This window comes from Pseudomonas sp. YuFO20 (assembly GCF_035064975.1).
In the GTDB taxonomy this organism is placed as follows: domain Bacteria; phylum Pseudomonadota; class Gammaproteobacteria; order Pseudomonadales; family Pseudomonadaceae; genus Aquipseudomonas; species Aquipseudomonas putida_AE.
Genome location: NZ_JAXDEO010000001.1, coordinates 71475 through 84931 on the forward strand (window position 1 = coordinate 71475; position 13457 = coordinate 84931).

At 62.2% G+C, this 13457-nt stretch carries 13 protein-coding genes and 1 pseudogene; 3 read left to right on the forward strand and 11 right to left on the reverse strand.

Going from position 1 to position 13457, the window contains the following annotated elements; translation table 11 throughout:
* Window positions 1-47 precede the first annotated feature (47 nt).
* Complete coding sequence (locus SOP85_RS00355) at window positions 48-629, reverse strand: mechanosensitive ion channel family protein (RefSeq protein ID WP_274073676.1); 582 nt, start codon at window positions 627-629, stop codon at window positions 48-50.
* A complete protein-coding gene (locus SOP85_RS00360; RefSeq protein ID WP_274073677.1) occupies window positions 629-2539 on the reverse strand; it encodes an ATP-binding cassette domain-containing protein in 1911 nt (636 codons plus the stop codon). The genes SOP85_RS00355 and SOP85_RS00360 overlap by 1 nt, the downstream gene beginning before the upstream one ends.
* Before the next feature lie 50 nt (window positions 2540-2589).
* On the opposite strand from SOP85_RS00360, the gene SOP85_RS00365 reads away from it, so the two are divergent.
* Window positions 2590-3054: a TIGR02444 family protein gene (locus tag SOP85_RS00365; RefSeq protein ID WP_323625703.1), complete on the forward strand. Its 465-nt coding sequence runs from the start codon at window positions 2590-2592 to the stop codon at window positions 3052-3054.
* Here SOP85_RS00365 and SOP85_RS00370 read toward each other — a convergent pair.
* Entirely contained in the window at window positions 3051-4220 is a 1170-nt protein-coding gene (locus SOP85_RS00370) for an AlgP family protein (RefSeq protein ID WP_323625704.1), read from the reverse strand. The genes SOP85_RS00365 and SOP85_RS00370 overlap by 4 nt on opposite strands.
* 192 nt (window positions 4221-4412) lie before the next feature.
* On the opposite strand from SOP85_RS00370, the gene SOP85_RS00375 reads away from it, so the two are divergent.
* Window positions 4413-5078, forward strand: a complete 666-nt coding sequence (locus SOP85_RS00375; RefSeq protein ID WP_323625705.1) for an FKBP-type peptidyl-prolyl cis-trans isomerase — start codon at window positions 4413-4415, stop codon at window positions 5076-5078.
* 61 nt (window positions 5079-5139) lie between these two features.
* Here SOP85_RS00375 and rsd read toward each other — a convergent pair whose 3' ends face one another.
* The 8 genes and pseudogenes from rsd to SOP85_RS31305 all read right to left on the reverse strand — a co-directional run.
* Window positions 5140-5598, reverse strand: a complete 459-nt coding sequence (gene rsd, locus SOP85_RS00380) for a sigma D regulator (RefSeq protein ID WP_274073681.1) — start codon at window positions 5596-5598, stop codon at window positions 5140-5142.
* A 177-nt stretch (window positions 5599-5775) separates the two neighbouring features.
* On the reverse strand, window positions 5776-6327 hold the full coding sequence (locus tag SOP85_RS00385) for a disulfide bond formation protein B (protein ID WP_274073682.1): 552 nt from the start codon (window positions 6325-6327) through the stop codon (window positions 5776-5778).
* Between the two features lie 230 nt (window positions 6328-6557).
* Window positions 6558-7796, reverse strand: coding sequence for a heme biosynthesis protein HemY (locus tag SOP85_RS00390; RefSeq protein WP_323625706.1), 1239 nt, complete (start codon window positions 7794-7796; stop codon window positions 6558-6560).
* Window positions 7793-8953 carry a uroporphyrinogen-III C-methyltransferase gene (locus tag SOP85_RS00395; protein WP_274073684.1) on the reverse strand — a complete coding sequence of 387 codons (1161 nt, stop codon included), beginning with the start codon at window positions 8951-8953 and terminating at the stop codon, window positions 7793-7795. The genes SOP85_RS00390 and SOP85_RS00395 overlap by 4 nt, the downstream gene beginning before the upstream one ends.
* A 17-nt stretch (window positions 8954-8970) precedes the next feature.
* Entirely contained in the window at window positions 8971-9738 is a 768-nt protein-coding gene (locus tag SOP85_RS00400; protein ID WP_323625707.1) for a uroporphyrinogen-III synthase, read from the reverse strand.
* Window positions 9735-10676, reverse strand: a complete 942-nt coding sequence (hemC, locus tag SOP85_RS00405; RefSeq protein ID WP_323625708.1) for a hydroxymethylbilane synthase — start codon at window positions 10674-10676, stop codon at window positions 9735-9737. The genes SOP85_RS00400 and hemC overlap by 4 nt, the downstream gene beginning before the upstream one ends.
* A 138-nt stretch (window positions 10677-10814) precedes the next feature.
* Complete coding sequence (locus SOP85_RS00410; RefSeq protein ID WP_046818480.1) at window positions 10815-11561, reverse strand: LytR/AlgR family response regulator transcription factor; 747 nt, start codon at window positions 11559-11561, stop codon at window positions 10815-10817.
* A pseudogene (locus SOP85_RS31305) lies at window positions 11558-11680 on the reverse strand (sensor histidine kinase); the annotation flags it as partial. The gene SOP85_RS00410 and the pseudogene SOP85_RS31305, both read right to left, overlap by 4 nt.
* A gap of 332 nt (window positions 11681-12012) precedes the next feature.
* Here SOP85_RS31305 and argH point away from each other — a divergent pair.
* A complete protein-coding gene (gene argH / locus SOP85_RS00415; protein ID WP_274073687.1) occupies window positions 12013-13407 on the forward strand; it encodes an argininosuccinate lyase in 1395 nt (464 codons plus the stop codon).
* Window positions 13408-13457 lie beyond the last annotated feature (50 nt).

The following is a 13457-nucleotide window of genomic DNA, read 5'->3' on the forward strand; positions in this document are numbered from 1 at the left end:
AGCAAGCTCGCTCCTACAGTTGACCGCGTGCATCTGTGGGAGCGAGCTTATTTTTCAAACCCGCTGGAAGGGAATACATCCGTGCCACGCCAGCGTCGAACCGAACGCTGGAAGAACAGGCTGTTGGGCACTTGCACCATGGCGCTGCCAGTACCCAGCTCTTCGGCCTCGATCAACGTGGTGTACAGCAGATTGATCGCTATCACCCGCCCTTTGACGCCAGGCTTGTCGGTGGTGTCCACCAACTCGACCACATCACCGAGGCGGAACGGGCCAACCGTGAAAATCAGGATCGCGCACAACAGATTGGAGAGCACGCTCCACATGGCGAAAAACGCCACCGCTGCCACCGCGACGAAACCCGACAGCGCCGTCCACAGCACCGTGGCCGAGACCCCGAGGCGCTCCAGCACGAAGATCAGCGCACTGCCCATGATCAGCCAGCGCAGACCGCCGCGCAGCGGCATCAGCAATTGCGGCGGAAACGGGTAGCGTTCCCCGAGACGGGTCAGGCACTTGGCAACGAAACGCTGGGCGATGTAACCCGCCAGCAGGATCAGCAGGATTTGCACACCGAGCCAGATCGGTTCGATCCACATTGCCGGCAGCGGCAGCTTGAACGCCTCCATCAGGACAGCGCCTCCAGCTCCGCCTGCATGCTTTCCAGCAGTTCCAGGGCTTCCATCCAGGCTTCTTCCAGCTCTGCTTCACGCACCTTCAGCTTGGCCTGCTCGGCCAGCAGGTCGCGCAGTTCATTCTTGCGCAAGGGTTCGTAGATGTCGCTGTCGCCCAGGCTGGCATCGATCTTCGCCAGTTTCTCGTGCAGCTTGCCCAGTTCGGCTTCGAGCTTGTCGGCTTCGCGCTTGTGCGGCGCCAGTTGCTGGCGCAACGCAGCGGCTGCCTGACGCTGGGCCTTCTTGTCGGTCTTGTCCGGATTGACCGGGGTGTTGCTGACCGGCGCATTGCGCTGACGGTACTCCACCAGCCAACGGGTGTAGTCCTCCAGGTCGCCGTCGAACTCTTCGACCTTGCCGTCCGCCACCAGATAAAAATTGTCGGTGGTGCTTTTGAGCAAATGACGATCGTGGGACACCACCAGTACCGCACCGCTGAATTCCTGCAGGGCCATGGTCAGCGCCAGGCGCATTTCCAGGTCCAGGTGGTTGGTCGGTTCGTCGAGCAGCAACAGGTTCGGCCGATCCCAGGCAATCAAGGCCAGCGCCAGGCGCGCCTTTTCACCACCGGAGAAATTCAGCACCGGCTCGTCGATCCGTGCACCTCGGAAGTCGAAACCGCCGAGGAAATCGCGCAGGGTCTGTTCGCGCTCGGTGGGCGCCAGGCGCTGCAAGTGCAGCAACGGGCTGGCCTTGGAATCCAGGGAATCGAGCTGATGCTGGGCGAAGTAGCCGACCACGGTGTTCTCGCCACGGGTCAGGCGGCCGGACAGCGGCGACAGCTCACCGGCCAGGTTCTTGATCAGGGTCGATTTACCGGCGCCGTTCGGGCCGAGCAGGCCGATCCGCGCACCGGGGGTCAGTTGCAGCTTGACCTTCTCCAGCACGGCCTTGTCGCCGTAACCCAGGCGGGCATCGGACAGGTCGATCAGCGGGCTGGAAATCTTCTGCGATTCACGGAAGACGAAGTCGAACGGCGAGTCGACGTGGGCCGCAGTCAGCTCTTCCATCCGCTCCAGCGCCTTGATCCGGCTCTGGGCCTGGCGGGCCTTGGTGGCCTGGGCCTTGAAGCGGGCGATGTAGCTTTCCATGTGCGCACGCTGCGCCTGCTGCTTTTCGTAGGCCTGCTGTTGCTGGGCCAGGCGTTCGGCACGGGCACGTTCAAAGGCGCTGTAGCCACCGCGATAGAGGGTGATCTTGCGCTGATCGACGTGAGCCACGTGATCGACCACGGCATCGAGGAAGTCCCGGTCGTGGGAAATCAGCATCAAGGTGCCTGGATAGCTTTTGAGCCACTCCTCGAGCCAGATGATGGCGTCGAGGTCCAGGTGGTTGGTCGGTTCGTCGAGCAATAGCAGGTCCGAAGGACACATCAAGGCCTGCGCCAGGTTCAGGCGCATCCGCCAGCCACCGGAGAAATCGCCGACCTGGCGATCCATCTGCTCATTGGTGAAGCCCAGGCCTGCCAGCAGCTTGCGAGCGCGTGCATCGGCGGTGTAACCGTCGGCACTGTCCAGCTCGGAGTGGTAGCGGGCCTGTGCGGCACCGTCATGGGCCGCTTCGGCTGCCGCCAGGTCCCGTTGCACCTGGCGCAGGCGCAAGTCGCCATCGAGCACGTAGTCGACCGCCAGGCGCTCGAGCGTGTCGACCTCCTGGCGCATGTGGGCGATACGCCAGTCGGCCGGCAGGAAGCAATCACCCGAGTCCGGGTGCAGTTCACCCCGAAGCAAGGCGAACAGGCTCGATTTGCCGGCGCCGTTGGCACCGATGAGGCCGGCTTTCTGGCCGGCGTGCAGGGTCAGCTCGGCGTCTTCTAGCAGACGTTGCGGGCCACGCTGTAAAGTCAGGTTCTGAAGTCGAATCATAATGGCGGCGGAGTCTACCAGCTTCGCTCGCAACTGGCGCGAGTAGCACTATGTCCTCTGACCTGTGGAGCTTTTCCCTGACCCTTTATGCCCGCCCTGGTGTTGAACAGGCGTGCCTGCAATTGCAGTCGGCCGGCGTCAGTGTGTGTCTGCTGCTGTGCGGGGCATGGCTGGGACAGCGGGGTATCGCCTGCAATGAACAACGCCTGCAGCAACTTCGCGGCGTGACCCGAGCCTGGGACGCTGATGTCGTGCAGCCGTTGCGGGCCCTGCGCGTGCAATGGAAATTTGCCGCCACGCAAGATGCCGAGCTGCACTCGCTACGCGAGCAGGTCAAGACACTTGAGTTGGAGGCCGAGCGAATTCTGTTATTGCGCCTGGAGCGATCGGCCGAAGGCTGGCCGCAAGGTGCCGCGACCGACCTGGCGGTCTGGCTGGAAGGTGTGACGGCAGAGGCCGCCCACCTCGACCGCGACGCGCTGCATCAGCTGCGCGTCGCGGTAACCGGCACTTAAGAAGCGCTGGTTGGGGTGGAGCTGTTGCTCGACGGTGCCACTGGCGTTGGCGCAGTGGAGGCAGTCGAGGCCGTTGCTGTCGGCGCAGGAGCAGCCGAAGCAGTGGGTGCTGGCGCTGGGGTCGTTGGCTTGGCAGCAGGCGCCGGAGTCGGCTTGGCGACAGGAGCCGGCTTGGTAGCAGCGGCCGGTTTTTTCACAGCAGGTTTTGCAGCTGGTTTGGCTGCTGGTTTGGCTGCTGGTTTTGCCGCGGCAGGCTTGGCTGCCGGTTTCGCTGCGGCAGGTTTTGCGGCAGCGGTTTTAGCAGCCGGTTTGGCGGCAGGTTTGGCGGCTGCTTTTGCCGCCGGTTTGGCTGCTGGTTTTGCAGCTGACTTGGCAGCGGTTTTAGCCGCGACAGGTTTTGCGGCCGGCTTGGCAGCAGGTTTTGCAGCGGCAGTTCTGGCAGCTGGTTTGGCGGCTGCGGTTTTCGCCGCGGCAGGTTTCGCAGCAGCGGTTTTGGCGGCCGGTTTGGCAGCTGGTTTCGCAGCAGGTTTCGCAGCAGCGGTTTTCGCCGCGGTTGTCCGGGCAGCAGGTTTGGCAGCTGCAGTTCTAGCCGCCGGTTTTGCAGCGCTGGCCGCGACAGGTTTTTTCGCCGCAGTTGTTGCAGCAGGTTTGGCTGCGGCTTTCACCGGTGCCTTGGCGGCAGGTTTGGCGGCAGGCTTGGCCGGTGCTTTTGCGGCAACCGGTTTGGCAGCGGCTTTCTTCGCAGGGGCCGCAGCAGGCTTGGCCGAACGCAGGGACAACGCCTTGCCGACAGCCTCTTGTACGCGACCAACACCTTGGGCCAGTTTCAGGCTTTCCTGGGCATCGCGCTTGAGTTGCAGAATGTAGCCGCGAGTTTCCGATTGACGATCCTTGAGTGCATCAAGCAGGTCCTCGAGCTGTTTCACCGCGTCCTTCGCCTTGGTCTGCGCCTTGGCCTTTCCAGCCGCCGCTGCGTCCTGCAATTTGGTACGGGATTTGTGCAATTTCTCTTGCGCTTTTCCGCGCTGCTTTTCCAGTTTGGCGAGCAGTTTTTCAGCATCGGCCAAAGCTTCGGAACAAGCGTTTTCGAGATGCTCGAGCAAGCTGCCCGAGAGTTGTTGGAGCAGGTGCAACGGAGTACTTACAGGCTTCTTGGTGGCCGACATGGTTTACCTCCTGGCTGGCGTGAGTGCGGCTCATACTAGACCTCTGCTGCTACCGCCGCTAGGGCATCTTGACAGTATCCAAAGCGCTGCGTTGCAACGAATTGAAAATGTTCTGTGCCGACGCAAAAGCAGTTCACCGTTAAACGCATTCACGCTGGCATAATCGCCCGCAACCCAGGCCGGAGAGTGCCCATGTCGCGCTACCTTTTTTTATCGCTGTGCGTGATATTTTCCGTGGCCAACGCCGCTGAAAAAAACCAGGAAAAAGAGGCTCACGATCTCGCTTACAGCCTGGGCGCGAGTCTCGGCGAACGCTTGCGCCAGGAGGTGCCCGAATTGCAGATCCAGGCACTGGTCGACGGATTGCAGCAGGCCTATCAAGGCAAGCCACTGGCGTTGAAGGACGAGCAGATCGAACGGATTCTGACCGAGCACCAAGCCCTGGCTGCGACGCAATCGCCTGCGCCGGAAAGTGAATTGGCTTTGGAAAAAGAGCAGCGTTTTCTCAGCGAAGAAAGAGCCAGGCCCGGGGTTCGTCAACTGGCCGATGGCATCCTGCTGACAGAGCTGGCACCCGGGACAGGTGACAAGGCCGGGCCGAATGGCAAGGTGCAGGTTTTGTATGTCGGTCGCCTGCCTGACGGCACAGTGTTCGACCAGAACAGCCAGCCGCAATGGTTCAGTCTCGACAGTGTGATCAGCGGCTGGCGCAGCGCCCTGCAAGACATGCCGGTCGGTGCGAAATGGCGCCTGGTGATTCCATCGGCGCAAGCCTATGGCGCCGACGGTGCCGGTGACTTGATCGCGCCGTACACGCCCCTGGTATTCGAAGTCGAGTTACGCGGCGCAGCCGGCTGAACAGCAGAAACGAAAACGGTGCGCATCGCGCACCGTTTCACTGACATTGCAGGAGCTCGGTTCAGGCCTGAACCGGAGCCTCTTCCTTGTGAGCGGTATGCAGCACTTCGATCAGGCAGTCTTCCAGCTCAAAACGCTCATGCAACAGCCCACCCAGTTCCTTGAACTTCTCCGCGACGCATTTGCCGGCATCACACAAATCATTGAAAGCGAGCAGTTTCTCGGTGATGACGTCGATGCGCGGGTAGATCGTCTCGGCGAGTTCCAAGCCACGCTTGTCATTGAAGGCCTTGGCCTCCCCCGTCAGCTGTTCGTAGATCTCGAAGTGGCCGGCGGACACGTAGTCGACCAGCACCCCACAGAATTCCTGCAAAGGTTTTCGGTTTTCGCCTAACGCCTCAGGCTTCTCGCCGAGCGTGTCATAGGCCCGAACCAGTTCGTGACGTTCCTGCAACCAACGATCGATCAGCAGATGTACTCCACCCCAACGTTCCTGAGCATTCTGACAACTTTCGAGCATGGCGGTCTCTCTTCCCTTGTGGGTCATGCTGCTCTACACCTGTCGCACACTTGAGAATCAAGATTCGACCAGGCAGAGCGTCATCGAGCAACATAAATCCAATGACACGTGCGGGCCAGATTATGCCCGCACGACGGTGGCTTCAAGGTACGCAGACGATAAAGTTCATACAAGTGTTTAATCGCCGGCAAGTACCCGCTGCGCCGACTCGCCGCCGAGCGGTCGTCGGCTGACGCTCAAGACCAGGCGTATCAGCTGATAAATACTCAGGATCATCACCGCAACGAAGAACAGCAGGCTCCATTCCGGGATACTCAAATCGAACAGCGTCCAGGCGATCCGCGGGCAGTCGACGGCACCCTGGAACAGCCTCTGCACGGCATTCAGCCACGGTGCGCTGGTGAATACTTCGACCAGGTCAGGTGAGCAGGCGGAAAGTTGATGCACCGGATCGGTTTGCAGCAACACCTGGCGCCAGGCCGTGAAGGTCCCCAACAGGCTGCAGGACAGCCCGAGCAGCCAGTACACGAAGGATCCCAGGCGACCGGGACCGTGCACCGCAGCCATCAGGCAAAAACCGCTCAAGAGCGCCAGGCAAGCCCGCTGCACCAGACACAGACCACAGGGGCTGAGGCCTACCGCATATTCCAGGTAATAGGAAACGCCCAGGGCCAGGGCGCCTGCGATAAACACAGTAAAAAACAGGGAGCGTGGGCAGGCCAACGACATGGCGTTTCCGTAACGATCAAGAGTCCGGCCGCTACGGTAGTGGAAAGCGCGCAACCCTTACAAGGCGGGCAGATGCAGACATTTCAGCAATTGCGTAGGGAAATCCCGACAGACATCAGAGGATCAGATGAAGTGGTCTGTAGGACTTTGCTGAATGCGGACTGCGAAGGGAGAATTCCGACAGGATCCGCGGTTCGGATCGCCCACTCGAGCGATCCTTCACGCAGCGATCAACCGTGCGCCAACACCGGCAGCGGTGCCGCCAGCAAGCGCTCATCGAGCAAGCCCAGGCCTTCCTGGAACAGCTGGTTGCTGCGCTCGGTATCGCCCATCTGCGCCAGCAGGCGTGCCAGTTCGGCACAGGCTTCCGGGTTGCGCTGGACTCGCAGACTGCTTTCCAGATAGTCCCGGGCCTTGCCCCACAGACTGCTTTGCAGGCACAGGCGACCCAGTGTCAGCAACAGGCCTGGATCGGTCGGATGATCTTTCAGCCAGCCCTCGGCGAGGTGCAGCTGGCGAGCCGGGTCACTGCCGCGCACCAAGCCATAGAGGCGCGCCAGATGGCTGTCGTAGTTGCGTTTCAATGCCGTGCGCAAGACCTCTTCGGCCTCGACCTGGGCCCCCAGTTGCCGCAGCTGCTCGGCATAGGCGAGGACCAATTGCGGCTCCTGGCGCTGAGCAGAGGTCAGCTGCTGCCAGGCGCGATCAAGCGCTTGCAGACCGAGAGTCCCTTCCTCTTCCCGATGCGCTGCCAGGGACAGGTTCTCACCCCAGGCCCGACGCTCCAGTTCCGCCAGTTCAGGCGCCGGCAGGACTTTGTCCTTGCGCAGCTCAGGCAGCAGGCGAATCACCGCCGACCAGTCGCCTCGCTGCTGATGCAGGCGCTGCAACTGACGCAGGACCTGTGCGTTATGCGGATGGCGCTCGTGCATCGCCTCCAGGGTCGCCAGGGCGCCTTCGGTATCACCGCGATCGGTCTGCAATTGCGCGTGGTTCAAGGCAATCGCCAACTCGGCCTGGGGCTGTCGCTCCAGCGCACGCTCCAGCAGGTTGTCACTTTCTTCGTAACGACCCTGCTCGTTCGCGGCGCGGGCAGCCCCAAGGTAGTAAAGCAGCGGCTGGCGCTCGGCCTCTGCGGCCCGATGCAAATGACGCTGCGCGCTGGCCCAGCGACCTTCGGCCAGGTCCAGTTGTCCGTGCTCGATCGCCACCTGGACCCGGCGACTGCGATTGCGCCGTGACCACGGATTGACCACGCCACCGGAGGTCGTCACCAGCTCGACCAAGGCCTTGATGCCCCAGACGACCAGCCAGAGAACGGCAACCACGGCCAGGGTGGCCCACAGGCTCGATTCGTAGCGAAAGCTCTTGTAGGCGATCAGAACGTAACCGGAATGCTCGGCGATGGCCAGGCCCAGGGCGGCCGCCGCCGCAATGGCCAGGAACACGATCACATAGAGGCGTTTCATGGGGTGGCCTCCTGCGCGGTATTGGCCGCAGGTTTGGCCATCGGCTTGATCGAGTCTTCGGCGTTGACGTTACGCCGTTCCAGGTAACCCTGGACCGCACTCAGGGTCCCGGTCAGGTCCGGGGTGACCACGGAGACGGGTTGCTTGCTCAGTTCGGCCACCTGCTCGAGCATCACTTTGCTCTGGGGATTGTCCGGGTTGAAGTTGCCCTTGAGCACATCCCGCGCCTCTGCCAGTGCCTGGGCATACACCGCTGCCTGACCATTGAGCGCGGCCCATTGCGCCTGCTCCAGCGCCAGGCTCAGGGCAAGACGGACCTGGCTCAGGCTCTGCCCGGCCAGCAATGGGCGGACATTCTTGTCGGCGTTGAAATCGATACGGATGTAGCGCGAGATCTGATCCCACCATTGCGCCCAGCGACTGGCGCCGTCGCCATCGGCGGTCAGCCCCAGCAGGGATTCGCCACGGTCCTTGTACTCGGGCGCAAGCTCGGTGAGGCTGATCACCTGGTCGCGCAATGCCCCCAGGCGCAGGAACAAACCGGTGCGATCCGGCTGTTCGGTGCTGCGCAAGGCCACCAGGGTCTTGGCCACTTGCTCGCGTGCGGCGAAAGAGCCGGGGTCGTTCTGCTCACGGAGAATTTCATCGGCACCCTGCACCAGAGCCTGGGCGCTGCTGATGTCCTGCAACGCCGAAAGGCGCAGGCTGGCCAGGCGCAGCAAGTGCTCGGCCTCGGCCAGACGCCAGTCCTTGCGGCTGGCGCCGAGGACGGTTTCCAGGCGTTGATTCAAGCGTTGCTGGTCGCCCTGCAACTGAGTCACCAGGCGGCTGCGTTCTTCCAGCACATCGGCATTGGGCAGTTGTTCCAGGCGCGCACTCAGGCGCTGCTCGTTCAGCTTCAGGCTCTGCGCCTGATCGTTCAAAGCCTGCACCTGACTCAGTTGCTGCTGGGTATTGGCTTGCAAGTGCCGCACTTGCCAGACTCCCCAGCCACCCACTGCGACACCGACGGCGCCTACCAGCAGCGCGACGATTGCCAGCCCGTTTCCTCGGCGCTGCTGCTCGACAGGGGGTGGTTGCAGTTCATCAAGAGGTGCATCAGCCGGTGCATCGAGCACTGGCCGCGAGTCATCTTTAGGCAAGGCTGTTTCGCTCACGTATCCATCCTTTGCATTTAGAGAACGGGCACGGGATGCTCCCGTAACGCCGTCAGCAAAGCCGCGGCACTGGCGCCACGACAATCCACAACTGTCAGGGCCCCGGCGGCACGTGCCAGCTCGGCGACCCTGGGGCTTGGCACAAACAACGGCAACCGCGCCAACTGCGGCCAGGTATCGCCAGCCAATTGATGCAGGTGCTCAAAACCCTGTCCACTGCTGACCACCAGCGCATTCAGGCGTTCCGCCTCGATCCGCTGCCCGAGGGCTGCGGTCGGGTATTGCGGCAGCTCGCGGCGGTACAACTCCAGATACTCGACACTAGCACCTCGCTCGCGCAAACGCTCAGCCAGCAGTTCGCGTCCACCCTCCCCGCGCAGGATCAGCACCCGCGGATCAGGCCGGGCGACAGCCTCGCGCAGCGCTGCAAGTTCGAGCAAGGCCTCGCTGTCATCGCCTTGCGCCGGGAAGCTCACGTCCAACCCGCGAGCCTCGAGGATCTGCGCCGTCGCAGCGCCGACACTGAACCACTTCGCGCACGGTGCTTGCGGTCCAAACCGATCGAGCAGTTCGACACCGATGCGCGCCGCCGGCTTGCTGACCACGATCACGGCGCAGTAGCGATCCAGATCGCCGAACGCTTTACCCATTGTCCCAGAGACCGGGATCGGCACTATGTCCAAAAGCGGCAAGCTGCTGCTGAAAATCCCCTGTTCGGCCAACAGGCTGCCTAGCGCCGCCGACTCATCCGCCGGACGCGTCAGCAGCAGGCGCCAGCCTGTCACTCGTGACCTGCCTCGCCATACACCGCCTTGAGGATATCCGCGGCGCCCTGGCTCAAGAGGTCTTCGGCCACCCGCACACCCAGGGCCTCGGCATCGCCACGCGGCGCACGCGCCTGGGCACTGAGCAGCAGACTGCCAGCGGGATCCCCCACCAGCCCACGCAGCCAGACCTCCTCGCCCTCGAGCACGGCGTAACAGGCGATCGGCACCTGGCAGCCGCCATTGAGGTGTTTGTTGAGGGCGCGTTCGGCGCTCACGCGGATCGCGGTGTCCTGGTGATGCAGCGGCGCCAGCAGGGCGTGAATTTCGCTGTCCCCGGTGCGGCACTCGATGCCCACCGCGCCCTGGCCACCGGCCGGCAGACTGTCGTCGACGCTGATGGCCGAGGTGATGCGATCTTCAAAGCCCAACCGGATCAAGCCTGCGGACGCCAGGATGATGGCGTCGTATTCGCCAGCGTCGAGCTTGGCCAGGCGGGTGTTGACGTTGCCGCGCAGGAAACGGATTTCCAGGTCTGGACGTCGGCTCAGCAGCTGGGCCTGGCGGCGCAGGCTGGAGGTGCCGACGATGCTGCCCGCAGGCAACGCCTCGAGGCTGGCGTAGGTGTTGGACACGAAGGCATCGCGTGGGTCTTCGCGCTCGCAGATACAGAACAGACCGAGGCCTTCAGGGAAGTCCATCGGCACGTCTTTCATCGAGTGCACGGCGATGTCGGCTTCGTTTTCCAGCAGCGCGGTTTCCAGTTCCTTGACGAACAGGCCCTTGCCGCCGATTTTCGACAGCGGCGAGTCGAGTAGCTTGTCGCCGCGACTGACCATGGGTACGAGGGTCACGAGCAGACCCGGATGGGCCTGCTCCAGACGGGCTTTGACGTATTCGGCCTGCCACAGGGCAAGAGCGCTTTTGCGGGTGGCGATGCGGATCTGGCGAGAGGACATGGATCAATCCGTACTGAATAGATACGGCGGATAATAACAGCTCAGCCAAATCCACTTTGACTTGTATCAGAAACTACTCGGCCTCCCTGGCCCCGGATATCCGGCAATCGGGTGTGCAGTCCGCCTGCGATCAGCGAATCAAAGCTGTTGCATCATTTTCCGCACGCCAGCCACGTGGCGTCGGCTGACGATCAAGGCATCGCCATTGAGGCCCTTGAGGAACAGCTGGAAATGCCCCAGCGGTGTTCGTTGCAAGCGCTCGATGCGCTCGCGAGCGACCAGTGCGTTGCGGTGGATGCGCACGAAACGGTCACCGAATTCATCTTCAAGGGCTTTGAGGGGCTCATCGAGCAGCACCTCGCCGCTTTCGTGGCGCAAGGTCACGTATTTGTGGTCGGCGATAAAATAGACCACCTGATCCAGCGGGATCAGCTCAATGCCCTTTCGGGTACGGGCACTGATGTGGCTGCGCGGGCCACTGCCACTCTCGGCAGCGGGTCGAGTCAGGGCGGCGAGCTGGCCACGGTTGGGCCGTTCGGCTTTTTTCAACGAGTCATGTAACTGTTCAGTTCTCACAGGTTTCACCAGATAGCCTACGGCGCTGGCCTGTAAGGCTTCCACGGCAAATTCATCGGGGCCTGTGCAAAACACCACGGCAGGCGGGGTTTCGCGTTCGCACAATCGCGCGGCCACTTGCAGGCCATCGAGGCCTGGCATGCGGATATCGAGCAGCACGATATCCGGTTTGTGGCTGTCGATCAGTGCCAACGCTTCTTCGCCGTTCGTGGCGCTGGGCTCCAGGACACTGTATCCCTCGAGTTCACCAACCATTCGGCTCAGGCGCTCGCGGGCTAGGGGGTCGTCATCAACGATCAGGACATTCATATTGCGCTGGATTCCTGCGTGAGTCTCGCACAAGGATAGCGTAGACAGGTGAAGTGACGTCCGTCACCGCGATCCACGCTAAGACTAGCGCGAGCGTGAAAAAGTGCCGCTGGTCGGGCAGCTAATTTTTCATCTGCCGGGCGATTAGCGGCCCAGGCCCGCTTTGGCGACACATCGCCACAGGGTTTGCTGATACGCAATATGAACACCCCTCTTCTTATAGTCCTCTTGCGCACCGAGAAGTGCGCTCATCCTCCTGTCCAACTGTAGACGGTTGCCGGAACGATATTGCTCAATTGAAAAATATCGTTGTGCAAATTGTTCCCACACAGGCTCTGGCATGCCGAACGATGAAAACCAATCGACCAGTGTCAACGACAGGATTGGCAACCCTGTTATTATCCGCGGCAGCTTTCAACGCCATTTTTCTTCAGCCGATACGAGCGAATTCATGAGCACTGACAAGACCAATCAGTCCTGGGGCGGCCGCTTCAGTGAACCCGTCGACGCCTTCGTCGCCCGCTTCACCGCCTCCGTCACCTTCGACCAGCGCCTGTATCGCCACGACATCATGGGCTCGATCGCCCACGCTACCATGCTGGCCAAGGTCGGCGTGCTGACCGATGCCGAGCGCGACAGCATCATCGATGGCCTGAAGACCATCCAGGGTGAAATCGAGGCTGGCCAGTTCGATTGGCGCGTCGACCTCGAAGACGTGCACATGAACATCGAGGCGCGCCTGACCGACCGCATCGGCGTGACCGGTAAAAAGCTGCACACTGGCCGTAGCCGCAACGACCAGGTCGCCACCGACATTCGCCTGTGGCTGCGTGACGAAATCGACCTGATCCTCGGCGAAATCACCCGCCTGCAAAAAGGCTTGCTGGAGCAGGCTGAGCGCGAAGCGGGCGCCATCATGCCCGGCTTCACCCACCTGCAAACTGCGCAGCCGGTGACCTTCGGGCACCACATGCTGGCCTGGTTCGAAATGCTCAGCCGCGACTACGAGCGCCTGGTCGACTGCCGCAAGCGCACCAACCGCATGCCACTGGGCAGCGCCGCGCTGGCCGGCACCACCTACCCGATCGACCGCGAATACACCGCCCAGTTGCTGGGCTTCGATGCGGTGGGTGGCAACTCGCTGGACAACGTGTCCGATCGCGACTTCGCCATCGAGTTCTGCTCGGCCGCCAGCATCGCGATGATGCACTTGTCGCGCTTCTCCGAAGAGCTGGTGCTGTGGACCAGCGCGCAGTTCCAGTTCATCGATCTGCCGGACCGTTTCTGCACCGGCAGCTCGATCATGCCGCAAAAGAAAAACCCGGACGTGCCGGAGCTGGTGCGTGGCAAGAGCGGCCGTGTGTTCGGCGCGCTGATGGGCCTGCTGACCTTGATGAAAGGCCAGCCCCTGGCCTACAACAAGGACAACCAGGAAGACAAGGAACCGCTGTTCGACGCCGCCGATACCCTGCGCGATTCGCTGCGCGCCTTCGCCGACATGATCCCGGCGATCAAGCCCAAGCACGCGATGATGCGCGAAGCTGCCCTGCGCGGCTTCTCCACCGCCACCGACCTGGCCGACTACCTGGTACGTCGCGGCCTGCCCTTCCGCGACTGCCATGAAATCGTCGGCCATGCCGTGAAATACGGCGTGGAAAGCGGCAAGGACCTGGCGGAAATGAGCCTGGAAGAACTGCGCAAGTTCAGCGACCAGATCGATCAGGACGTGTTTGCCGTGCTGACCCTGGAAGGTTCGGTCAATGCCCGCAACCACATCGGCGGCACTGCGCCGGCGCAGGTCAAGGCAGCTGTGGTTCGTGGCCAGGCTTTGATCGCCAGCCGCTAACCGCCAAAAGCTTCGCGAGCAAGCCCGCTCCCACATTTGACCCAGTTCTT

Bases quoted from the DNA above. Each gene is read 5' to 3' on its own strand.
- SOP85_RS00355 (WP_274073676.1), bottom strand. From the start codon at position 629: ATGGAGGCGTTCAAGCTGCCGCTGCCGGCAATGTGGATCGAACCGATC.
- SOP85_RS00360 (WP_274073677.1), bottom strand. From the start codon at position 2,539: ATGATTCGACTTCAGAACCTGACTTTACAGCGTGGCCCGCAACGTCTG.
- SOP85_RS00365 (WP_323625703.1), top strand. From the start codon at position 2,590: ATGTCCTCTGACCTGTGGAGCTTTTCCCTGACCCTTTATGCCCGCCCT.
- SOP85_RS00370 (WP_323625704.1), bottom strand. From the start codon at position 4,220: ATGTCGGCCACCAAGAAGCCTGTAAGTACTCCGTTGCACCTGCTCCAA.
- SOP85_RS00375 (WP_323625705.1), top strand. From the start codon at position 4,413: ATGTCGCGCTACCTTTTTTTATCGCTGTGCGTGATATTTTCCGTGGCC.
- rsd (WP_274073681.1), bottom strand. From the start codon at position 5,598: ATGCTCGAAAGTTGTCAGAATGCTCAGGAACGTTGGGGTGGAGTACAT.
- SOP85_RS00385 (WP_274073682.1), bottom strand. From the start codon at position 6,327: ATGTCGTTGGCCTGCCCACGCTCCCTGTTTTTTACTGTGTTTATCGCA.
- SOP85_RS00390 (WP_323625706.1), bottom strand. From the start codon at position 7,796: ATGAAACGCCTCTATGTGATCGTGTTCCTGGCCATTGCGGCGGCGGCC.
- hemC (WP_323625708.1), bottom strand. From the start codon at position 10,676: ATGTCCTCTCGCCAGATCCGCATCGCCACCCGCAAAAGCGCTCTTGCC.
- SOP85_RS00410 (WP_046818480.1), bottom strand. From the start codon at position 11,561: ATGAATGTCCTGATCGTTGATGACGACCCCCTAGCCCGCGAGCGCCTG.
- argH (WP_274073687.1), top strand. From the start codon at position 12,013: ATGAGCACTGACAAGACCAATCAGTCCTGGGGCGGCCGCTTCAGTGAA.